The sequence below is a fragment of the Bacillus sp. B1(2022) genome, from assembly GCF_040259625.1.
In the GTDB taxonomy this organism is placed as follows: domain Bacteria; phylum Bacillota; class Bacilli; order Bacillales; family Bacillaceae; genus Bacillus; species Bacillus velezensis.
Genome location: NZ_JANIFO010000014.1, coordinates 1 through 20,687 on the forward strand (window position 1 = coordinate 1; position 20,687 = coordinate 20,687).

Sequence of the window (20,687 nt, forward strand, 5' to 3'; positions counted from 1 at the left end):
ACGATTGTCAGAGGTTTTGTTGATTATTTTGCTTCCAGCCTGCGGATGCGCTCATCGAGATCAGGGTGTGTGGAGAACAGTGACGAATGCTTTTTGCCGTTAATTTTTAACGTCTGCACCGCCGTCTGGTCCTCTTCATTCACATGTCCTGTATAAGACTTCAGCGTACGCAGGGCGTGAATCATTTTATCCTTGCCGGCAAGGTCTGCACCGCCGCGGTCAGCGTGAAACTCTCTGTGGCGCGAGTAGGCGAAGACGACAAGACTGCCGAGAATGGAAAAGATAATCTGAAACACGATCATCGCGATAAAATGAACGACCGGCGCAAGGTCTTCTTTGACAAAGCGGCTTGCAACCCAAGCCGCGATTCGGGAAAGGAATACGACGAACGTATTGACGATTCCCTGCAGCAGCGTCATCGTGACCATATCACCGTTTGTGATGTGTGCGACTTCATGGGCAAGAACCCCTTCCACCGCAGCATCATCCATCTGCTGCAATAAACCTGAAGAAACCGCGACAAGCGAACGGCGCTTAGAAGGTCCGGTCGCAAAAGCATTGACTTCCGGGGAATGATAAATGCCGACTTCAGGCATTTTCGTCATCCCTGCGGCACGGGACAATCTGTGCACGCGGTCAACCAATTGCTGTTCTTCATAGTTGAGCGACTGTTTCTTCGGATTTAACACCCGGACGCCCATCATCGTTTTGGCCATCCATCTGGACATTCCGAGAGAAATAAAAGAACCGACAAAACCGACGACAAGACTGAACACGAGCAATGCCATCAGATCAATGCGGCCATTTTGTATATACGAGCCGACACCGGTAACGCTTGTAATAATCGTAAGCACAATTCCGATTGTCGTAATGACCAAAAGGTTCGTTAAAATAAACAGAAATATTCTTTTCGCCATAATTACCTCCGTCTTTTTTAAGATCAAAAGAACTTATTTACTTAAATTATAAATGATCTGTTTGAAAATGCAACAATTTCGACGTATGATGTTAATGTAATTCTCAGTGATATTAAAAAGTGAACACGTAATCAATCAGAGGTGAACCATGAACACGTTTAAACTGACCCGAACTGATATGGTCCGGCTTCTTTACGCGCTAAAAGGCCAAGGAGACGCAACCCCTCTCCAAATCTTATTGCAATCAGCGGATATGACCTTGGATGAGGCGGAAAGCCGTCTGCATATCCCTGAATTTCTGACGAGATTCGAACGAAAAAAAGAGAAAAAGGAATACGGGCTTTCAACTAACGAGATTGTCGAGCTGGGAAATCTGTGCGAGCTGACGTCTTTAAAATCAACCGCCGTCCAAAACTGGGTGAAGCGCGATATTAAAGATTTAATCGGCCACCCCTTACTCGGCAAAAAATATACAATTGAACAAGCTGTCATCCTTCTCATTGTACGTGATTTAAAATCAATTTATGACTTCGAACATATACGCGGCATATTAAAAATCGCTTTTAACACGATCACAGACAGATCAGACGACGTCATCAGCCCGATCAGCTACTATGAAAGCTGCGCCCAAGTGATTGATTATCTTCATCATAAGGCAAACCCGCCGATGAAGGAAACGAGCCTGCAGGAGCTCGTCGAAGAGCAGACGGACAAGCTCAAAGGCTGCTTTAAAGAACTCGGAAGCGGACAATGGAACAATATCAGATCCATAATCGCCGTCACGGTGCTCTCCGTTTTGACTTTCCATATTCAAGCCTCAGCCTACAAAATGACCAGCCATTTATTATAATTCATAACGCTTCTTCGCCCCGGTGTCTGCGCCGGGGTTTTTTTGCTGTACAACAATTGCCAGCATAATCAATACCGTTCCGTTTGAAACTAAAACGCGAAAACACATCTTGCCAGAGAAAAGGAGATGAAAAAGATGGCGAGCAGAAATAAACTCTTAGTTCCAGGGGCTGAGCAGGCACTTGATCAATTTAAATACGAAGTGGCTCAAGAATTCGGCGTGAACCTTAGCTCTGATACAGCAGCACGCGCAAACGGCTCTGTAGGCGGGGAAATGACAAAACGTCTTGTACAGCAGGCTCAATCACAATTAAACGGGAAAAATCAATAATGCAGCTTATTCGCCGGGACTTCTCGGCGAATTTTGATATTTATCGGCATTCTCCTTTCCGTGCCGGTAGCCGTTCGGATTCCTTCGGTCTGACGAATCTTCATGATGCCGATAGGATTCCCAATGTTCATTGCGATCATGATTCCAGTAATGATTGTAATACTTTTGCTTAGGCTCTTTGTCATTTCCGTTTTCCTGAGGATTTTGTGTTGGGGGCTGCTCTGTTTCCCCATCTTGTTCCTTCTGTGTGTTTTCCTCTGATCCGGAAGCTGCATTTTTTTCGGTTTGCTGATTGCCGTCCTGACTGTCCGGCTTCGCTTCTTCCGTACCGGGCGTTGTTTCATTGTTTCCCGGCTTCTCTGCTGCCTTTTCTTCATCAGGAGCTGTCTTTTCATCAGCCGCCGGCTTTTCTGTGTCCGGCTGCTCGCTTTGATCAGCGTCTGTTTCGGTATCTTTTTGATCTGTTTCATTGCCGTCGGTTTGCTTTTCAGGCTGTTTTTCTTCTGTTTTCTTTTCGTTTCTTCTTATGTAGCTGCCTGTTGACATCCCTTCCTGTTTTGCTTTTTCTCTTGTTTCCATATCAGATTCAAGCGATTGGACCTGGTAGGTGCCCTTATATTTTTCAGTCATGTCAGCCAGCTGTTTTTTAACGCCTTTTTTATATGTATTGTCATCTGTATTTTCATAAACCGTGGAAATTAAAATCTCTTTTGATTCCTTTACATATCCATGCTTGCTGCAATCGGTAATAATATTACTGATGACTTCCTTAAAATCGCTGCTTTTCCAATCTCCGATGTCACTGATGACCTGTTTGGCGTCATGGTTCAGCGGTGTCAGTTCAATGACTTCATATTTGCTGTTTAAAGCCATTTCAATGCTGGGATTAATGTCAAGCGTCATATACGCGTAAGCTTTGTTATCAGAAAAAACCGGGAGCAAAATTAAAATAAACAAAATAATAGCAGTCATCGTAAACACTCCCAATTTAAAAGGGCGCAGTTTCAGAAAATCAAAAAAGCTGGCCCTTCTTCCCATACGCGTTTCGCCTTCGAACGTAATTTCCTCTCCGATTTCACAAGTACGGTGATCATTTTTTGTTTTTAAAAATTGTCCGTCAGGGGTTAGCAACGTGACGAATTTTTTATTTTTCTCTACTATGATCCCTCTTCTCATGAGTGCAACACCCCTTTAAGATAATCTTTTAAATAAATATAATCACCGGTAATAATAATACTCATGGCGATGATATATTTTCGGTTCCGTTCGATCGTTTTTCTGCTGACCGACACGAGCTGCTCCAGCTGCTTGACAGGAAGCTGTTTTTTCTGGTGCAAAATGGACGCCAGCTCTTCATTTTCAACAAGCGTGTAGGCTACCTTAATCGCATTCTGCCTCGCATCTGTATGCTTCGGCGATTGTTCCAGCAGCTCTTTAAAAGACAGGCCGTATTCTTTCAGCTGCTTCTGAAAAAAAAGAATTTCTTCCCGGCGCTGTTCCTGTTCTATCTGTTTGCGGTATTCATCAATGGAAAGCTCCGCTTCGATAAGGCTCTGCGAAGATTCCTGGTCGTCGCCTTCCTGCACATCCATATTGATATGCTGAGCGGTTCTTGCTTCTTTTCTGATATAATCTATCACTTTTCTTTTTATAATCAGCTCTGCAAATGCAAGCAGCGAATTACCTTTTTCAGCCGAATATTTTTCAATGGCTTCGTTAAACGCGATCAGCCCGATGCTGAATTCGTCGTCTTTTTCATCTATATATCGTTTACAAACGGATGAAACCGTCTTCGCGATAAAAGGCTTATATTGCTGTATTAAATCGTTCTGCAGATCTTTGTCGCCTTTTTGTATTTTTTCAACAGATGTTTCAAGCGTTTGCTTCTTTTTTCCCAATTTAAACAAAAGGCTAAGCACTGGTTTCACCTCAGTTCCTCCCTATAACTACTCATAATCATAGCTAATTTAGTAGGGATTCGCAAAGGAAGAAAAAGAGAAATCGATTTCATTTGTCTCAATTATGACAAGCCAATAAGACGTACTATACATGATTTCGTGCCCCCATGCAGAATTAAGGGGGTTTTCTCTGTGTTTTTTGTAACAATGCTGTTATAAAATTGTTATCATATGTCTTAAATGTAAGCGTTTCAAACAAAAAAGGGAACCTGCTTTTTAAAAAGCCAGACTCCCTTTTTGATCATTTTACGCGTGTTCTCTTTTTTCCGATTCCGCGCCAGACTCTATTTGTTTTGCTCCTGACATAAACCATCCGCAAACCGCAATGGCAGCCAGAACCGCCCAGAAAATGATTTTCCAGGCCGCCGAATGGATGACATCTGCCGGAATTATACCGAGTTCCTCATGGGCCAATGTATAAAGAGCGAGCTTCACGCCTACCCATCCGACAATCACAAATGCAGCCGTTTCAAGGCCCGGCCTGGTTTTCAGTAAGGATACGAACATTGATGCAGCAAAACGCATAATGATTAAACCGATTACGCCGCCGGCTAAAATAACGAGAAACTGACCGCCGTCCAAGCCGCCGATGGCAGGAAGCTGAGTTCCCGGGAGCGTTACGGCAAGCGCGACCGCCGCTAAAATGGAGTCAACGGCAAAAGCGATGTCCGCGAGCTCCACTTTCAAGACTGTCTGCCAAAACCCGCTTTCTTTCTGCATTTTTTGACCGGCGTTATCTTTAAATACATACCGCTTCAGCAAATGGCTGACCGCAATGTAAAACAGATATAAAGCGCCGACGGCCTGGACCTGCCAAACATTCACCAGAAAAGAAATGGCGAACAGCGACCCGAAACGCAAAATAAATGCGCCCGCCAATCCGTAAAATAAAGCCTTCTTCCTTTGTTTTTCAGGAAGATGCTTCACCATCACAGCCATCACCAGCGCGTTATCCGCCGCCAAAATCCCTTCCAGCCCGATTAAAACGAGAAGAACCCATCCATACTCCAATAATAATGCAAAGTCCAATCCATTCCCTCCGTTTCTTTTTTCTATCATCCGAGCTTATACCGGCGGTTTTTTACGCAAAAAAGACCTTTGCCGATATAAGGCAAAGGTCTTGCTAGACATGAATGATTGGCATGCCAACAAAGCCGATGGATATGATCCATGAATTGACGACTTTGTTTCCGGAATATCCGGACGCTACTCCCCTTTGGGATTTCAAGAAATATTTGTTTATACGCTCATGATAAAGCCTGTTTCATCATTTGTCAACGCTTAACTTTTTTAACAAATTGAGAAATTTTTTCTGTTTTGGCCCGCTGTTTTCTTCTCTTTAAAAACATCCAAAGAATGAGAAGCAACACAATGAATATACCGAGCGGCAGCATATATTGATCGAGAATGGAACCGACGCTTTTCCAATTTTCCCCGAGTTTCATTCCGAGGTATACGTAAGCAAATGTAATCGGCAGCATCGCTGCATATGTATATAGAGAGAACACCCAGACATTCATCTTCGCAATGCCGCACGGTAAAGAAATCAGCGTCCTGACCCCCGGTATAAAACGGCCGCTGAACGCGACCAAACCTCCGTGCTTCTGAAAGAAATCATCTGATTTCTGCAGGGATTCAGGTTTTATCCATATATACTTTCCATATTTCAGCAAAAACGGCCGACCGCCCAGCCTGCCGATTCCATATAAGACAAGCGGACCTGAAACACCGCCGAGCGAACCGGCAAACACGGTCCCGGCAAGCGTCATATCCCCTTTTGAGACCCAATAGCCCGCAAGCGGAAGAACAATTTCCGCCGGGATGAATTCTATACTGAGCGCCAAAAAAATTCCGGCGTAAGATAAGCTTTTAAACGCTTCAATTATTGATATGATGAAATCTTCGATGATCTATCACTCCCGGCTTACGTCTATATTCCGAAACTTAAGAATGATTTTAACACAAAACCTTGAGTCTGAAATATCTTTTAGACATGCCCGTTATAAATGTGAGTCGTTTCAGATCGGTATAGCGGGAGGGAATGACATGCGCAATACAACGTCCCGCCTGTCTCCTGATTGCTTGTCTGGCGGCGGTTATATCACTTAAGTTCTCCGGAAAAATTACCCTTCGCGGTAAGCGGCGGCTGACCGCGGATTCAGTTCATATGGGAGCGGGAAATTTTCTCAGTCACTACATGGGAATGCGGGGCATTTCCCGGGGAATGATTTTGTATAATCTTTTTGATTACCGCTGATGGTTTTCAGGGACTTCAGCGCTTTAAAGAACTTACCGATTCACTGATTGTAAATAAAGAATTCATTTCCTTTTCAGCCGACCATTTCCGCCTGAGGAAATGGAACAGCATACGCTCCATGAAGCGCCGCATCACCCATAAGTTGCTACACATGGAACGGACCCGTTTATCCACAATAAAGACAAAAAGGAGTTTTTATTCATGCACACGATGTGGAAGGGTTCGATCAGTTTCGGCCTCGTCAATATCCCGGTCAAGCTCTTCGCGGCCACTGAAGATAAAGATATAAAATTCCGCAGTCTTCATAAAGAAGACCATGCGCCGATTAAATACGAAAAAATCTGCACCGGATGTGAAAAGAGTCTGGAACCTGATGAAATCGTGAAAGGCTATGAGTATGTAAAAGGGAAATACGTCATTATGACAGACGAAGACTTGAAAGACGTAAAACAGGAACATGAAGAAAAAGCGGTTGAGATTGTTGACTTTGTCCAGCTGCAGGAAATTGATCCGATTTATTTTAACCGGTCGTATTATGTCGGGCCGGGAGATAACGGCACAAAAGCCTATACACTTCTGCGGGAAGCGCTGAGGACGACGGGTAAAATCGGGATTGCCTCCATTACGATCCGCTCTAAACAGCAGCTTGCGATTCTTCGCGTGTATGACAACTGCATCGTGATGGAATCCATTCATTATCCGGATGAAGTCAGAAATGCCGGACATGTGCCGGGCGTTCCCGAGCAGACAGCCGTTAATGAAAAAGAGCTGCAGACTGCGATTACGTTAATTAATGAGCTGACAACCGAGTTTGACCCGGAACAATACGAAGATACGTACCGGAAAGCCCTTCTCGCTAAAATTAACGATAAGCTCGAACATGAAGAAGCGGGCGTGACACCGGCTGCTGCCGGCCCGCGCGAAGATGTCATCGATCTTGTCAGCGCGCTTCAGGCAAGCATTGACCGGACGAAGCGGCCGGATCGAGAACAGACTGCACCGGCGCGGACAAAAGACGCCGCGTCAGCAGGCGGCGGAGGCAAAAAGCAGAAGACGACCAGACAAAAAGCCGGAACGTCTTAATCATGGTGCTGACGATGCAGCCGATTTTGACCTCTGTACCGCCTGAAGGCAGTGAGTGGCGCTATGAGGTAAAGTATGACGGATTCCGCTGTCTTCTCCGCATAGACGAAAGCGGCGTTACATTAACCAGCAGAAACGGACAGACGCTGACGAATCAATTTCCGGAAATCACAGCTTTTGCGGCCCGGTGTTTTCAGCACATGAAAGACAGGTTCCCCATTACGCTTGACGGAGAGCTTGTCTATTTAATCAATCCGTACAGAGCGGACTTTGAGCATCTTCAAATCCGCGGACGTTTAAAACGGACGGAAGCAATTGAAAGCACCGCTGATAGACGGCCGTGCCGCTTTCTGGCATTTGATCTCCTTGTTCTGGAAGGCGCCGGCACCGTCTCATTACCGTATGTGAAACGGAAACGCGCCCTTTCCAAACTGCTTAAAGAAGCAAATCTTCCCGCCTGCCCTCATCACTTAGCGGAAGAAGCGATTCAATACATTCCGGAACACACTGAATTTGATGCGCTTTGGGAGAAGGTCGTCCGCCATGACGGAGAAGGTATCGTAGCAAAAAGGGCTTCCAGCGGCTGGGCGGAAAATAAACGGTCTCCCGACTGGCAAAAGTATAAACATATGAAAACGGCAAATGTGCTATTAACCGGGTTTAATCCGAAGAACGGGTATGTAACGGCCTCTGTTTTAAAAGACGGCACCGCCGTCCCGATCGCGTCCGTTTCCCACGGCATGCAGGCGGAAGAAAAAAACGCCGTCAGAACCATTATGGAGACCCACGGAAAAAAACAAAAAAGCGGCGAGTATACACTTGAGCCTTCTATCTGCATGACCGTGCAGTATTTAACCATATTGCAGGACACGCTGCGTGAAGTATCTTTTGTGTCTTTTCAGTTTGAAATGGATTGGACGGAATGCACGTATCAGCAGCTTATCCTTCACTCTAAAACGCTGCCGCCGAAGCTGCAGTTCACAAGCCTGGATAAGATTGTTTTTAAAAAACGTGAAAAAACGAAAGCAGATTTCCTTAGTTATATGGTGAAAATGAGCGATTTTCTTATGCCCTTTCTTAAAGATCGGGCCGTCACGGTGATCCGTTATCCGCACGGCGCGCCTGGCGAATCTTTTTTTCAAAAAAACAAACCGGACTACACGCCGGACTTTGTCTCAAGCGTGTTTGACGGGAGCCACGAGCACATCGTATGCAGCAGCATACCGTCACTTTTATGGCTGGCTAATCAGCTGGCGCTTGAATTTCACGTTCCGTTTCAGACAGTGCATTCTGAAAGGCCCGCAGAGATTGTCATTGATCTTGATCCTCCGTCAAGGAATGATTTTCCTATGGCAGTGGAGGCTGCGCATGTGCTGAAACAGCTGTTTGACTCATTCAGCATTACGTCATTCCCGAAGCTCTCCGGAAATAAAGGCATTCAGCTCTACATCCCGCTTTCACCGGAAGCATTCACCTATGAAGAAACCCGTGCGTTCACAATGCTCATCGCCGATTATTGCGTCAGGACGCGGCCGGATCTTTTTACGACAGAGCGGTTTATCAAAAACCGAAACGGCAGGCTCTACCTAGATTACTTGCAGCATGCCGAAGGGAAAACCATTATCGCCCCCTATTCGACCCGGGGCAACGAATTGGGAACGGTTGCGGCTCCCCTTTATTGGAGCGAAGTCAACTCCTCTTTAACACCTGATGATTATACGATCGATACAGTAGTGAACCGCGTCAGGACAGAGGGAGATCCGTTTTATGATTTTTACCGGAATCCGCAGGACGGCCCGCTTTCAATCGTGCTTGAGCAAATCAAGAGAAAGAGCTGACGCTTTTTGTCAGCTCTTTTCAGTCTGATACGTGCACATCAATTTTTCTTTGGAAATAAATAAATAGCAGGAGTAAGGAATGTTTTTGAGGGTGAGCTGTTTTGCAGTAAAGTATAAAATGGGAATATGGGCCGCTTTCTTAAACAGCCTGTAGCAGCCGCTGGACGGTTTTATCACATCAAAACCGAGTCTCGCCGCTCCTTTATGAAGCATTGTAATGCCGACGACTCCCTTAATCTCGTCTTTCCGTTTATGCTGGTTAATATAATCCGCTAAATGAGGCATGGATTGATATACCTTCTGATATAGCATAATCCCCCTTCTGACCGCGCTTTCAATAGGCTGCAGCTCTTTCAGGAGTTTGACATTATGAAGATGAATCTTAACTAACACGTCGTTTTTTTTAATTCTGGTTCCGTCGCTCAGGATGACATCTTTTCCTTTATATCTAGTCAAACGGACGCGGAATACATTCGATTGCCGTTTATCAATCAGCGTCAGCCGGGTAAAGAAGAAATAAAGCGGATCAAGTAAGTACCATATAGACAGCAGACAGCTTCTCACATGTTCACCTTCTTTATAATCAAAGCACCCTCATATTTTGGCATGGGGCATGTCACATTATGATTGGTAAATAATGATGCCGACCTGTATCAGCTTATGCAAAAACCGCTTCAGGCTCTACTGTCCGGAACAGAAAAAAAAAACACTCTTCGTGAAGAAGAGTGTCTGTATCCGCTTTCTTTTAACGGAAAAGCAAATGCTGGCTGTGAATTCCCGCTTTTTTCAGTAGGGCTATCAGCTGTTCCTGTTCCTCAGGCATAAGTCCTGAAAACGCTCTCGCAATTCTCAATGAATGAATCGGATAAATTTTATCCAAATACTCGTTTCCTTTATCAGTTAAATGGGCGTAAACAGACCGTTTGTCCTTCGGATCTTGTTCTCTGACCAAAAACCCGTTTCTTTCAAGCTTGTCGATGACATAGGTGACATTCCCGCTGACAAGCAAAAGACGCGACCCGATTTGCTGAAGCTTTTGCGGTCCTCTCGTATAGAGCAGCTCCAAAACGGCAAATTCAGTCGGATTAAAACCGTGTTCTTTACTGTCGCGGATGCTGTGTTCAGACACACTCTTGAAAGCCCTTGCAAAAACTTTGTACAAATTCATCGAACGCATCACTTCTTCTTCGTTAAATGATAATCTCATCATATCTACCCCGTATTTAAGATTTTTATAAAAAAATAATGTAAACCCTTACAATTCATAAGAGTCGATCTTTGTTTTATATTCTATTCGTGCCGTTTTTCAGAATTCCTTCTTTTTTATATAAAAAAATACCCTTATACATCATTTAATTTGTATAAGGGTTCCGTTCTTTATAGGGAATGTTCCGAAAAAAATACGCGTATTCCTTTCTCAGCTCCGTAATTGTCATGGAATTGAGTATTTCTTTCGTATAGACTCCGATCTGCAGAAGCTTTTTGGAATAATGGTTTCTCTCTTTGTCCAATGCATTTTGAAGCAAACGACTCATGGCAGCCTCCTTTGTTTTCCGTTATTCTATGATCAGAATAACGCTTTTATATCAAAGACGTATAAAGCCATTGTAAAACTTCTGTAGATTATGATGTTTTTCGGTAAAGTCCGTTCTGGACGGCTCTGAGCAGCGGAAAAGCATGTTCTCCGGCAAGCTGCATGAACGCCTCCAGCATTTCGTCGCGTTTCATATCTAATTCAATGATTTCTTTTGCCAGCGAAACCGCTTTTTCTTTCTCCATTCCTATCCTTCCTCCTCATTGTGTCTGTATAGTACAGCATAAAACGGGGCACAGGACCATGCATTAACCTTGTCAATTTTTCTGCCGCTTTTTTTCTAAAATTTTCTATTCAGCGTCAGAAAACCTGACAAGCGTCAGGTTTTTTCTCTTTTTTTCTTATATAATATGAGTAAAAGACATCCAGGGGTGGGAAAATGACGACAGACGAACAATCTTACAAAGATAAAAAAGTAATCTCGATCGGCATTGTAAGCGAATTAACCGGATTGTCAGTCAGACAGATCAGATACTATGAAGAACGGAAATTAATCTATCCGCAGCGTTCATCACGGGGAACGAGAAAGTATTCCTTCGCGGACGTTGAGCGGCTGATGGATATTGCCAACAAGCGGGAAGACGGCGTGCAGACGGCTGAGATTTTAAAAGACATGCGAAAAAAAGAACAGGCTCTCAAAAACGACCCGCAGCTCCGCAAAAAAATGCTGGAAGGACAGCTTAATGCTCATTTTAAGTATAAAAACCGCTGATCAAAAAAGTCCGCCTCCTGTGAGACGGACTTTTTTTATAAAGCATGAAGAAATGCAGTTGCTATGCCGAAATAAATTAATAAGGACAAAATATCGTTCAGCGTCGTAATCAGCGGTCCTGATGCAATCGCCGGGTCAATGTTCAGTTTATGAAGAATAATAGGGACGATCGTTCCGGCCATCGTACCGATAATCAACGTTGCAAGCAGCGATGAACCGACGACAAAACCGAGCGTTAAGTCTTTCTGCCAGACGGTTGCGACAATCGTAATCGCGATCGCACAGACGATGCCGATATAGATACCGGTTCTTAATTCACGGAAAATCAGTTTAAAGATGGTTTTTTTATTCATTTCTTCTTTAGCCAGTCCTCTGATGACGACGGCGAGTGACTGTGTGCCTGTATTACCCGTCGTTCCTGCGATCATCGGCATGAAAAACGCGAGGGCGACGACTTTTTGCAATGTATCTTCAAAATAATTCAGAATGCTTCCGGAAATCAATCCGATAAACAAAAGCAGAATGAGCCACGGCAAACGGCGGTACGCCGCAACGTACGCTTTCGTATCAAATGTAATCGCCTTACCGGAGGCTGCGAATTTTTCGTAATCTTCATCGGCTTCTTTAATCACGACGTCAATAATATCATCGACAGTGACAATACCGACAAGCACATGATTTTCTTCCACGATCGGAATGGCTAAAAAGTCATACCGCTGGATCAGCCGGGCGACTTCTTCCTGGTCTTGGAGCACCCCGGCCGAGATGACACGCGTAAACATGAGATCCTGCACTTTATCCTCAGGCTCGCCGAGAATTAAATCTCTGTAAGAGAGCACTCCGACAAGCTGCTTGCTGTCATTAATTACGTACAAATAATTTATTGATTCTGCGATTTCTGCAAAGCTTTTCAGCTTCACAACCGCATCTTTTACTGTATAATGCTGCGGAATCCAGACGAAGCGGTTCGTCATCATCCGTCCCGCCGATTCTTGCGGATAGTTCATCAAAAGCTGCACGGCCTTTGATTCCTCAGCCTCCATGCTGGATAAAAGCTGTTCTTTCAGTTCTTCATCCATCTCTTCCAGCAATGCGGCGAGATCGTCGTTATCCATTTTATTCATTGCGAGAGTGGCTTTCGTTTTACCGACTTTATGCAAAACGGCAAGCTGAAATTCCCGCTCCAGCTCTCCGATCATGTCGGTGATGTCATCAACCGTCATATATGACAGATAGCGGGCCCGGTGCTTTTCCGGCATTTCTTTAAACAAAAATGCCATGTCATAGGGCTGAAGCTCATCTATCATGTTTCGGAATTCTTTTATTTTTCCGTCCCGCAATAAAATGATAATGCGTAATATGAGTTCGTCATAGGTCATGTTTTGGACCATCGGGACTCGTACCTCCTTTACGGAGACGCGCCGTCCGTCAAGGGAAGTGCGGCGGTTTGTCTCCTCATCATGTCGTCACTGGTTATCTGGCTGTATATGGGTACTTCTTCTGACATACTCGAATGGGGAGAATCCATACTCCGCACCTCCTTATCATGCTCAGTCGTGTACGTTTTGAGGCATAAAAAAAACCTTCTGATATGAAGGCGAAAACAAGCACGGCAAATAAACGTGCGGGGCCTCCAATCGTAGAGCTTTAGCACTGTATGGCATAGGACAGCCATCCAGCTGCGTTAAGAATCACCTTATGTCGATGATTCCTGTTGACCCATTGGCGTCTTTGGACATTTTTGGGCAGCAGCGTATCTCCATACAGGAGCCTCACCTAACGAAGTTCTTATTTGAATTGACACACTGAGATTACAGAAAAAAAAGGAATGTGTCAACCTTAAATTTGTGATTTCAGCACATGCCTATAAAATAAACGGAATAAAGGCATAAAGCCCTTATTCCGGCAAATCGCTTTCATCCTCTTCTGAAAGGAAATGATAGGATTCATGCAGCATGAGCGCGTACTCCCCTTCTTTTGTCGGATGCGGTACATACTCAGCCTCGTTGATATACTGCTCTTCCCTTTTCTTCATATGACAGACCTCCTGTTCAATTTTAGATTGTCCAAAAGAAGACCCGTTATCATAGAAAAGAAAAAATCACTTGCAGAGCAGGACATGCAGCTATATTTTTCGGATCGTGAAAAAGTTCCTAAGCAGCCACGGGCCCGGTTTGAAACCGAGCGTTAATTGCCACGCGCCGATCGCCTGCAGTCCGAACTCCCGAACGAGAACCATTTTTTCACTCATGCTTCGCACATCCTCAAACCACACTTCATGCGTTCTTCCATTTTCATCAGTATACCGGAAGTAAGGGGAACGCTCCTGCTGGGAATAACGGATCACTGATTGATGCTTCATGGCCGTTTCCATGGCGCGCTGATTGGAGATGGCGGATCCGATCGTTCCGGGACGGTACGGAATCACCCAATCATACCCGTACAGCGGAACACCGAGAATCACTTTTCTTCTCGGCACCCTGCTGATGGCAAAATTGATCGTTTGCCTGACCTCTGTCAAAGGCGCCACGGGTCCCGGCTCACTGCCGGCATGGTGCCAGTCGTACGCCATAATGAACATATAATCGACGACGGCTCCGATTCCGCCGTAATCATATCCCCTCAGCCACGGCACTGCATCACTTGTTTTCGCCGGAACCGATATCGTTAACGCGAGCTGATGCTCTGAAAGCCGGGTTTTTAACTGCCGGAGAAATCCTGTGAAGAGGTCCCTGTCAGCTTCTCTGATCCGTTCAAAATCGATATTTACACCGCCGTATCCCTTTCTTACGGTTAAGGAGACGATATTGTTGACGAGATTCGTTCTTGCCGTCGGATTTTGCAGCACTTGATGGGCTAATTCCGGACTGAATCCCCCTTCTGTCAGATTCGTAATGACGGCAAGCGGGCGCACTCTGTTCTGCCATGTGGTTTCTATTGCGGTTCTGTCGTTTAAATCGTTAATGATATCTCCATTCGGGCCAAAATGATATTCAAACAAAGAAATCGCCGAAGAATACGGCGCAAAATCATTAATTAGCTCTCTATCCGCTTCAGGCGTCCGAATGACATAAAATTGCAGGGTTCCCGCAAGATAGTTAGAGATATCAGGGATCTTCACTTTCATACCCGCCCGCAGCCGGTTCGGCGGAATATCCGGGTTTGCCTGCATCAGCTGCATCTGCGGCACATAAGCCTTACCTGCGATAACGGCATACGTATCATTCGGCTGAACCGTATATTCATTAAGAGGGATTAAAAGCGCCTGCCCCGGAACGATATTCGTTTCCTCAAGCCCGTTGACGCTTCTGATGCTGTCAACAGGGTATCCGTACTTTCTGCTGATGGAAAATAACGAGTCGCCAGACTGCACTGTATGAACAAACATAGATGTCCTCCGTTTCCTTTTGATCAAAAGGGCTCTTCTTATCTTTATGAATGATCTTCCGCTCCGATTCCAAACTCTGTTCGGAGAAAGGCTGTTTACAAATCAGACATGATCAACTATGATGATGTCATCATAAAAAACTGTATAGGAAACGCACTAGGGGTGCTGTTATCGGCTGAGATAAAACATGCGGCAGGCGTGTTTTGATCCCTTATAACCCGATCTGGATAATACCAGCGTGGGGAAGTGCAGATTGACCGGAGCGCAGGGTTTTTCCCCATGCGTTTTCGTTCTGCTGCTGCATATTCCCTCGGATATGCAGTTTTTTATTTTTCATTAAAAAACGGGGGAGGACACCGCAATATGAAACTGAATATAAACCGCCTGTAAAATCAACTCTTTCATACATACGACTATCCGATAAGAAAGCAGGAGATCACAATGAAAAATTGGAAAATGAGAGAAATTGTCGTCATGTCCGTCATCAGTGTTGTATTTGCTGTCATTTATTTAGTATCAACTCATGCAAGCAATATAGCGGCAGGATTTTTCGGCCGGATGAGCTACGAACCGATTTACGGTATCTGGTTTATCGTCTCGGTAATTGCCGCGTACATTATTCAAAAACCGGGAGCGGCTCTCGTTTCTGAAATCATCGCCGCGTTTGTGGAGTGCTTACTCGGAAATCCGTCAGGACCGATGGTGATTCTGATCGGGATCGCACAGGGAATCGGTGCGGAAGCGGTCTTTTTTGCGACACGCTGGCGGGTGTATACCCTGCCCGTGCTTCTTTTATCCGGTATGGGGTCTTCTGTGACGAGCTTCATTTATGACTTGTTCGTTTCCGGATACTCTGTTTTGAATCCGGGTTTATTAGCCGTCATGCTTCTCATCCGTCTGATCTCAGGTGCGCTTCTTGCCGGCCTTCTCGGCAAAGCAATCAGTGATGCGCTGGCTTACACAGGAGTGCTGAACGGCATGGCGCTCGGAAAACAATTCAAGAAGAAAAAGAAACAGGTGAACCAAGATGCAGGCATCTGAGCCCCTTCTATCGGCCGGCCGTCTTACCTTTTCTTATGATCAGGATGAAAAGCCGATTCTTCAAAACGTGTCCTTTCAGCTCCGGAAAGGAGAGCGGGCTTTATTGCTCGGACCGAGCGGATGCGGCAAAAGCTCGCTCGCTCTCTGTTTAAACGGTCTGTACCCGGAAGCATGCGATGGGGTTCAATCGGGAACCGTTTCTTTATACGGAACACCTCTTTCACATCTGACAGAGCCCGCCGCCAGATCCATCGGCGTCGTGTTTCAAGATCCGGACCAGCAGTTTTGCATGCTGACGGTTGAAGATGAAATCGCCTTCGGCCTGGAAAATTTGCAATATACAAAAGAAGATATGGACGCAATCATCGATGACGTTTTGGAAAAATTAGAGATCACTCATCTGAAAACGCGAACGATCGCTTCGCTGTCAGGCGGTTCAAAACAAAAAGTGGCGCTTGCCTGTATCATTGCGATGGAACCGGAACTCATTATTTTGGACGAACCGACGGCACAGCTCGATCCATATTCCGCACGTGAATTAGTGCGGCTGATCAAAGATCTTCAAGCAAAAAAAGGCTTCGGCCTTCTCGTTATCGAACATCAGCTTGATCATTGGGCGCCGTGGGTGGACAGGACGATTGTCCTTGACGAAACGGGTCAGAAGGTGATGGACGGAGAGACGGACGTTATCTTTGAAACAAAGATTGAAGAGCTGATGCAGCTCGGCATTCCGATTCCGCGTGTGATCTCATTGCAGGAGCACGTCAGCATTCCTTTTACATTGTGTAAAGAAAAGCTGTTTCAAGAATCTGTACCGTCTCTGCCCGAACCCCGGCCCGCCGCGCTTTCGGCAGAAGACGCGCTGAGCGTTCACGAGCTGTCATTCTCAAGAGGGGCAGACGTCATTTTTCAGGATGTGAGCTTTTCCGTAAAAAAAGGTTCAATCACCGCGATTGCCGGCCCTAACGGAACAGGAAAATCCACGCTCCTGTCTGCCGCGGCCAAGCTCATCCGTCCGCTGGGAGGAGGCATCAAAATAGGCGGCAGACCGATTGATTCCTATTCTGAAAAAGAGCTGCGGCGGCTGATCGGATATGTTTTCCAAAATCCTGAACACCAGTTTGTCACAGATTCCGTCATTCAAGAGCTGATGTTCGGTTTTGAAAGCAGCAGAGCCGCAAAGGAGAAAGCTCTTCAGCTGTTAACCCGATTCGGCCTGAGACGCCATGCCTCACAGCATCCGTTTTCTTTAAGCCAAGGACAAAAACGCCGGCTCAGCGTCGCAACGATGCTTATGCACAATGTGAACGTTTTGATGCTTGATGAACCGACTTTCGGACAGGATGCCAAAACGGCGCGGGAGTGTATGCAAATGCTCCGTGAGATTCAAAAGGAAGGAACGGCTGTTTTGATGGTGACACACGATATGGAACTCGTCTCAGATTATGCCGACACGATCCTTGTGCTCTGCGGCACGAAACTGGTATTCCGGGGAACTCCCGACGCTTTGTTTTCTGATAACACCGGGATCGCCGAGCAGGCGCATTTGGCTTTGCCGCTGCGGTATGAATGGATGAGACACGACAGGAGGCGGAGAAATGAACTTGCGGCTGGAGGCTGTTAACCCGTCAATAAAGGCGGCGGCTGTATTGTTATGCGTCATTATGCTGTCGTTTATTTATAATCCGTACACCCCTGCTTTGTTTTATATCATCATTGCGGGAGGCGTCCTCTCGGCGGGGCGTGTGCCGCTGAAAAAATGGCTGCTGTTCACGATTCCGTTTGTCATTCTGGCCTTCGGTTCTTTATGGACAGCCGCCGTATTCGGAAACATCCCGACAACCGGAAGCAACCTGCTGTTTAAGCTCGGGCCGATTGCCGTCAACAGTGATAACGCGGCGCTCGGGATTTCTATCGCGTTTCGTATTTTATGTTTTTCCGCTTTGTCGATGATGTTTCTTTTCACAACCGATCCGATTCTGTTCATGCTCAGTCTGATTCAGCAGTGTAAGCTGCCGCCCAAGCTTGCATACGGCGTTATCGCGGGGTTCCGGTTTCTCCCTCTTCTGAAAGATGAAATCCTGATCATCCGGCAGGCGCACAGAATCAGGGGCGCGGCGTCTGATTCCGGGCTGAAAGGAAAGCTCTCCGCCTTCAGGCGCTTCACCATTCCGCTATTGGCAGGCGCAATCAGAAAGGCGGAACGCACGGCGATCGCGATGGAATCTAAAGGCTTTACGGGGAGCCGAAACCGCACGTTTTACAGAACTGTTACCGTGCGCCGCGCCGACTGGTGCTTTTTCCTGCTCGTGCTTCTGTTATTCGGCGCAAGCTGGCTCATTTCATTGTTGTTTGTATAAAAACAGGCCGCCGGAGTGATTCGGCAGCCTGTTTTGTTATGTATGTTATTGATGATAATTGAGAGCCTGAGCGAGATTGGACTTGATCGTAATATCTGAGAAATTAATGCCGAGCTGTACGGCGGTTTGAGCGATTTCCGGCCTGATTCCGGATAAAGTGGACGTGACGCCGATCAATTTCAGCGCTTCAACTAATTTAAAAATCTGATGCGCCACCATCGTATCGACAACCACTACACCCGACAGGTCAATTAACAGATGTTCAATCAGCCGTTTTGCACATGTGCTCAGCGTATTTTCAAGAATGAATTTGGCGCGCTCCGTGTCAATATCGCCGACAAGCGGCAGCAGCGCCGTCCGTTTGCTCAGTGTGATAACCGGCGAGCTTAACTCCAAAATCATTTCTCTTTGCGCATTCAGCTGCATTTTTGAGTTATGCTCGGCATGATCGACAAACGTATAAATCGTAAAATCAAATACTTGTACAATTAAATTCTCCCATTTCTTCCTTTCTCCCTGTGCAAACGAAGATTCATGTTTATCGGCAAACGCATCATAATAACTGACATATAGTCTCCGGTTTCTCATGAATTCACGGACCACATACTGAACGGGAGTATCCAGATGCTTCTGGTCTTTCGCAAGCTCAATCACCCACCGCTCGAACTCTTCTAAAAATTCTTTTTTCGGCATGATATACATTTTATTAATATGCCGGTAAAATTCTTTATCCTGCTCCGTTAGTTCTTCTGTGATGACGGGATTTGTCAAAGAATAAATCGAATTCGGATCCGAATCTTCCATCGTTTCGATCCACTCTTTCGCAATTTGATCCACTTGTTCTGAAAAATAGTTGTATAATGCTTCACTTATCTTCATATCTCTTCTCCTTTCCCAATTCCAATTATACCGTCAGCGGATCATGAATGAAAATAAAAGCTGTTAAACTATCCATTTATTTGAAATTTTTTAGTGCGATAGATTACGCCTTTTTTATGAAAATGCTTCAAATGACTCTTTCCGGCCGGCATGCTCTGCCATAAAATAGTAGCAACACCCTTGTATCCACTCGCAAGCATAAAAAAGGAGGGCTTTTTTATGAATGGTGAAATGCATTTGATTCCTTATGTCACGGATGAACAGATCATGGATGTGAACGAGCTTCCTGAGGGGATTAAAGTGATTAAGGCGCCAGAGTTGTGGGCAAAAGGGTTTAAAGGCAAGGATATTAAAATCGCGGTGCTTGACACAGGCTGCGACATCAATCATCCTGATTTGAAAGACCGGATTGTCGGCGGGAAAAACTTCACCGATGATGACGGAGGCAAAGAAGACGTGATTTCCGATTATAACGGACACGGGACACACGTTTCCGGAACGATTGCCGCCAATGATTCAAACGGCGGAATTTCGGGTGTTGCGCCGGAAGCAAGCCTTTTAATCGTTAAAGTTCTCGGCGGTCAAAACGGCAGCGGCAAATACGAATGGATCATTAACGGCATCAACTACGCCGTTGAACAAAAGGCAGATATCATTTCCATGTCACTCGGCGGGCCAAGCGATGTGCCTGAATTGAAAGAAGCCGTCACAAATGCGGTAAAAAGCGGTGTTCTGGTCGTTTGCGCGGCAGGAAACGAAGGCGACGGAGACGAGCGTACAGAGGAACTGTCGTATCCGGCCGCTTACAACGAAGTGATCGCAGTCGGATCAGTCTCAATCGCCCGTAAATCGTCTGAATTTTCAAACGCCAATAAAGAGATTGACCTGGTGGCTCCGGGAGAAAATATTCTCTCCACCCTTCCCAACCATAAATACGGGAAACTGACGGGCACTTCAATGGCCGCCCCGCATGTGAGCGGAGCGCTTGCCTTAATAAAAGGGCTTGAACAGGACGCGTTTCAGCGGACGCTTTCTGAGGCTGAAGTCTACGCCCAGCTCGTGCGGCGGACCCTTCCTTTGGACATCGCCAAAACATTGGCCGGGAACGGATTTCTGTATTTAGACGCGCCTGAAGTACTGATGGAAAGAGCCGAACAGGCACAGCTGCTGTCTTTCTGATATTTTTCTCATATAATGATTGATCAGCTTGTCATATCACCAATTTTTAAAATGTGAGATTTTCTATTGACAGTGATCTGAATAAGCTGATAAGATAACCAACAAATGATGTAACTTTTCAAAAAAATTGAAATATTTTCTCTTATCGAGAGTTGGGCGAGGGATTGGCCTTTTGACCCCAACAGCAACCGACCGTAATTCCATTGTGAAATGGGGCGCGTGATTTTTGCGCCGAGACGACTGTCTCATAAGGCACGGTGCTAATTCCATCAGACGTGATCTGAGAGATAAGAGAGGCTTG

At 45.7% G+C, this 20,687-nt stretch carries 22 protein-coding genes and 3 riboswitches; of the genes, 9 read left to right on the top strand and 13 right to left on the bottom strand.

Annotated features, from left to right (window positions below):
• Nucleotides 1-23: 23 nt before the first annotated feature.
• Complete coding sequence (gene htpX, locus NQS30_RS19040; protein ID WP_020955720.1) at nucleotides 24-917, bottom strand: protease HtpX; 894 nt, start codon at nucleotides 915-917, stop codon at nucleotides 24-26.
• 148 nt (nucleotides 918-1,065) lie between these two features.
• On the opposite strand from htpX, the gene NQS30_RS19045 reads away from it, so the two are divergent.
• Nucleotides 1,066-1,767, top strand: a complete 702-nt coding sequence (locus tag NQS30_RS19045; protein ID WP_007407208.1) for a DUF1836 domain-containing protein — start codon at nucleotides 1,066-1,068, stop codon at nucleotides 1,765-1,767.
• Between the two features lie 135 nt (nucleotides 1,768-1,902).
• Nucleotides 1,903-2,097 (top strand): alpha/beta-type small acid-soluble spore protein, encoded by a 195-nt coding sequence (locus tag NQS30_RS19050; RefSeq protein WP_003154717.1) that lies wholly within the window; start codon nucleotides 1,903-1,905, stop codon nucleotides 2,095-2,097.
• A gap of 6 nt (nucleotides 2,098-2,103) precedes the next feature.
• Here NQS30_RS19050 and NQS30_RS19055 read toward each other — a convergent pair whose 3' ends face one another.
• From NQS30_RS19055 to NQS30_RS19070, 4 genes are all read right to left on the bottom strand, one after another.
• On the bottom strand, nucleotides 2,104-3,273 hold the full coding sequence (locus NQS30_RS19055; protein WP_007407209.1) for an anti-sigma factor domain-containing protein: 1,170 nt from the start codon (nucleotides 3,271-3,273) through the stop codon (nucleotides 2,104-2,106).
• Complete coding sequence (gene sigI / locus NQS30_RS19060) at nucleotides 3,270-4,025, bottom strand: RNA polymerase sigma factor SigI (protein ID WP_003154719.1); 756 nt, start codon at nucleotides 4,023-4,025, stop codon at nucleotides 3,270-3,272. Before sigI ends, NQS30_RS19055 begins: the two co-directional genes overlap by 4 nt.
• A 276-nt stretch (nucleotides 4,026-4,301) precedes the next feature.
• Nucleotides 4,302-5,084, bottom strand: a complete 783-nt coding sequence (locus NQS30_RS19065; protein WP_015239726.1) for a TerC family protein — start codon at nucleotides 5,082-5,084, stop codon at nucleotides 4,302-4,304.
• 245 nt (nucleotides 5,085-5,329) lie between these two features.
• A complete protein-coding gene (locus tag NQS30_RS19070; RefSeq protein ID WP_369878818.1) occupies nucleotides 5,330-5,965 on the bottom strand; it encodes a DedA family protein in 636 nt (211 codons plus the stop codon).
• Between the two features lie 548 nt (nucleotides 5,966-6,513).
• Between NQS30_RS19070 and ku the strand changes: the two genes are divergently transcribed.
• Together ku and NQS30_RS19080 are read left to right on the top strand one after the other, a co-directional pair.
• Nucleotides 6,514-7,395: a non-homologous end joining protein Ku gene (gene ku / locus NQS30_RS19075; protein ID WP_060561780.1), complete on the top strand. Its 882-nt coding sequence runs from the start codon at nucleotides 6,514-6,516 to the stop codon at nucleotides 7,393-7,395.
• A 2-nt stretch (nucleotides 7,396-7,397) separates the two neighbouring features.
• A complete protein-coding gene (locus tag NQS30_RS19080; protein WP_122503861.1) occupies nucleotides 7,398-9,233 on the top strand; it encodes a DNA ligase D in 1,836 nt (611 codons plus the stop codon).
• Between the two features lie 9 nt (nucleotides 9,234-9,242).
• Here NQS30_RS19080 and NQS30_RS19085 read toward each other — a convergent pair whose 3' ends face one another.
• The 4 genes from NQS30_RS19085 to NQS30_RS19100 all read right to left on the bottom strand — a co-directional run bounded on the left by NQS30_RS19085 (nucleotide 9,243) and on the right by NQS30_RS19100 (nucleotide 11,012).
• Entirely contained in the window at nucleotides 9,243-9,797 is a 555-nt protein-coding gene (locus NQS30_RS19085) for a YkoP family protein (RefSeq protein ID WP_015417328.1), read from the bottom strand.
• Between the two features lie 181 nt (nucleotides 9,798-9,978).
• The gene (locus NQS30_RS19090; protein ID WP_007610911.1) at nucleotides 9,979-10,443 is read right to left on the bottom strand and encodes a MarR family winged helix-turn-helix transcriptional regulator; all 465 of its coding nucleotides are present in this window, start codon (nucleotides 10,441-10,443) and stop codon (nucleotides 9,979-9,981) included.
• A 142-nt stretch (nucleotides 10,444-10,585) separates the two neighbouring features.
• Complete coding sequence (gene fbpA / locus NQS30_RS19095; RefSeq protein ID WP_003154731.1) at nucleotides 10,586-10,768, bottom strand: Fur-regulated basic protein FbpA; 183 nt, start codon at nucleotides 10,766-10,768, stop codon at nucleotides 10,586-10,588.
• Between the two features lie 88 nt (nucleotides 10,769-10,856).
• The gene (locus tag NQS30_RS19100; protein WP_003154733.1) at nucleotides 10,857-11,012 is read right to left on the bottom strand and encodes a hypothetical protein; all 156 of its coding nucleotides are present in this window, start codon (nucleotides 11,010-11,012) and stop codon (nucleotides 10,857-10,859) included.
• Nucleotides 11,013-11,206: 194 nt separating this feature from the next.
• Between NQS30_RS19100 and NQS30_RS19105 the strand changes: the two genes are divergently transcribed.
• Complete coding sequence (locus NQS30_RS19105; RefSeq protein ID WP_003154734.1) at nucleotides 11,207-11,539, top strand: MerR family transcriptional regulator; 333 nt, start codon at nucleotides 11,207-11,209, stop codon at nucleotides 11,537-11,539.
• A gap of 35 nt (nucleotides 11,540-11,574) precedes the next feature.
• Here NQS30_RS19105 and mgtE read toward each other — a convergent pair whose 3' ends face one another.
• The 3 genes from mgtE to NQS30_RS19120 form a co-directional block, all read right to left on the bottom strand.
• Nucleotides 11,575-12,930 (bottom strand): magnesium transporter, encoded by a 1,356-nt coding sequence (gene mgtE, locus NQS30_RS19110; protein ID WP_012117400.1) that lies wholly within the window; start codon nucleotides 12,928-12,930, stop codon nucleotides 11,575-11,577.
• Nucleotides 12,931-13,164: 234 nt separating this feature from the next.
• Nucleotides 13,165-13,330: riboswitch (M-box (ykoK) riboswitch) on the bottom strand.
• Between the two features lie 106 nt (nucleotides 13,331-13,436).
• Nucleotides 13,437-13,574, bottom strand: a complete 138-nt coding sequence (locus tag NQS30_RS19115) for a transcriptional regulator SplA domain-containing protein (RefSeq protein ID WP_003154740.1) — start codon at nucleotides 13,572-13,574, stop codon at nucleotides 13,437-13,439.
• Between the two features lie 90 nt (nucleotides 13,575-13,664).
• Nucleotides 13,665-14,927 (bottom strand): glycoside hydrolase family 18 protein, encoded by a 1,263-nt coding sequence (locus tag NQS30_RS19120; RefSeq protein WP_015417327.1) that lies wholly within the window; start codon nucleotides 14,925-14,927, stop codon nucleotides 13,665-13,667.
• Between the two features lie 148 nt (nucleotides 14,928-15,075).
• Nucleotides 15,076-15,189: riboswitch (TPP riboswitch) on the top strand.
• 179 nt (nucleotides 15,190-15,368) lie between these two features.
• On the opposite strand from NQS30_RS19120, the gene NQS30_RS19125 reads away from it, so the two are divergent.
• From NQS30_RS19125 to NQS30_RS19135, 3 genes are read left to right on the top strand one after another with little or no spacing between them, the layout of a single operon-like run.
• Nucleotides 15,369-15,968, top strand: a complete 600-nt coding sequence (locus tag NQS30_RS19125; protein ID WP_007407218.1) for an ECF transporter S component — start codon at nucleotides 15,369-15,371, stop codon at nucleotides 15,966-15,968.
• The gene (locus NQS30_RS19130) at nucleotides 15,955-17,592 is read left to right on the top strand and encodes an ABC transporter ATP-binding protein (RefSeq protein WP_122503860.1); all 1,638 of its coding nucleotides are present in this window, start codon (nucleotides 15,955-15,957) and stop codon (nucleotides 17,590-17,592) included. The genes NQS30_RS19125 and NQS30_RS19130 overlap by 14 nt, the downstream gene beginning before the upstream one ends.
• Nucleotides 17,567-18,328 (top strand): energy-coupling factor transporter transmembrane component T family protein, encoded by a 762-nt coding sequence (locus tag NQS30_RS19135; protein WP_012117396.1) that lies wholly within the window; start codon nucleotides 17,567-17,569, stop codon nucleotides 18,326-18,328. The genes NQS30_RS19130 and NQS30_RS19135 overlap by 26 nt, the downstream gene beginning before the upstream one ends.
• A 45-nt stretch (nucleotides 18,329-18,373) precedes the next feature.
• Here NQS30_RS19135 and NQS30_RS19140 read toward each other — a convergent pair whose 3' ends face one another.
• Nucleotides 18,374-19,207, bottom strand: coding sequence for an STAS domain-containing protein (locus tag NQS30_RS19140; RefSeq protein WP_059367122.1), 834 nt, complete (start codon nucleotides 19,205-19,207; stop codon nucleotides 18,374-18,376).
• Between the two features lie 219 nt (nucleotides 19,208-19,426).
• On the opposite strand from NQS30_RS19140, the gene NQS30_RS19145 reads away from it, so the two are divergent.
• Entirely contained in the window at nucleotides 19,427-20,386 is a 960-nt protein-coding gene (locus NQS30_RS19145; RefSeq protein ID WP_069007509.1) for a S8 family peptidase, read from the top strand.
• A 139-nt stretch (nucleotides 20,387-20,525) separates the two neighbouring features.
• A riboswitch (SAM riboswitch) is annotated at nucleotides 20,526-20,680 on the top strand.
• Nucleotides 20,681-20,687: the final 7 nt, after the last annotated feature.

Bases quoted from the DNA above. Each gene is read 5' to 3' on its own strand.
- htpX (WP_020955720.1), bottom strand. From the start codon at position 917: ATGGCGAAAAGAATATTTCTGTTTATTTTAACGAACCTTTTGGTCATT.
- NQS30_RS19045 (WP_007407208.1), top strand. From the start codon at position 1,066: ATGAACACGTTTAAACTGACCCGAACTGATATGGTCCGGCTTCTTTAC.
- NQS30_RS19050 (WP_003154717.1), top strand. From the start codon at position 1,903: ATGGCGAGCAGAAATAAACTCTTAGTTCCAGGGGCTGAGCAGGCACTT.
- NQS30_RS19055 (WP_007407209.1), bottom strand. From the start codon at position 3,273: ATGAGAAGAGGGATCATAGTAGAGAAAAATAAAAAATTCGTCACGTTG.
- ku (WP_060561780.1), top strand. From the start codon at position 6,514: ATGCACACGATGTGGAAGGGTTCGATCAGTTTCGGCCTCGTCAATATC.
- NQS30_RS19080 (WP_122503861.1), top strand. From the start codon at position 7,398: ATGGTGCTGACGATGCAGCCGATTTTGACCTCTGTACCGCCTGAAGGC.
- NQS30_RS19090 (WP_007610911.1), bottom strand. From the start codon at position 10,443: ATGATGAGATTATCATTTAACGAAGAAGAAGTGATGCGTTCGATGAAT.
- fbpA (WP_003154731.1), bottom strand. From the start codon at position 10,768: ATGAGTCGTTTGCTTCAAAATGCATTGGACAAAGAGAGAAACCATTAT.
- NQS30_RS19100 (WP_003154733.1), bottom strand. From the start codon at position 11,012: ATGGAGAAAGAAAAAGCGGTTTCGCTGGCAAAAGAAATCATTGAATTA.
- NQS30_RS19105 (WP_003154734.1), top strand. From the start codon at position 11,207: ATGACGACAGACGAACAATCTTACAAAGATAAAAAAGTAATCTCGATC.
- mgtE (WP_012117400.1), bottom strand. From the start codon at position 12,930: ATGGTCCAAAACATGACCTATGACGAACTCATATTACGCATTATCATT.
- NQS30_RS19115 (WP_003154740.1), bottom strand. From the start codon at position 13,574: ATGAAGAAAAGGGAAGAGCAGTATATCAACGAGGCTGAGTATGTACCG.
- NQS30_RS19120 (WP_015417327.1), bottom strand. From the start codon at position 14,927: ATGTTTGTTCATACAGTGCAGTCTGGCGACTCGTTATTTTCCATCAGC.
- NQS30_RS19125 (WP_007407218.1), top strand. From the start codon at position 15,369: ATGAAAAATTGGAAAATGAGAGAAATTGTCGTCATGTCCGTCATCAGT.
- NQS30_RS19130 (WP_122503860.1), top strand. From the start codon at position 15,955: ATGCAGGCATCTGAGCCCCTTCTATCGGCCGGCCGTCTTACCTTTTCT.
- NQS30_RS19135 (WP_012117396.1), top strand. From the start codon at position 17,567: ATGAACTTGCGGCTGGAGGCTGTTAACCCGTCAATAAAGGCGGCGGCT.
- NQS30_RS19140 (WP_059367122.1), bottom strand. From the start codon at position 19,207: ATGAAGATAAGTGAAGCATTATACAACTATTTTTCAGAACAAGTGGAT.
- NQS30_RS19145 (WP_069007509.1), top strand. From the start codon at position 19,427: ATGAATGGTGAAATGCATTTGATTCCTTATGTCACGGATGAACAGATC.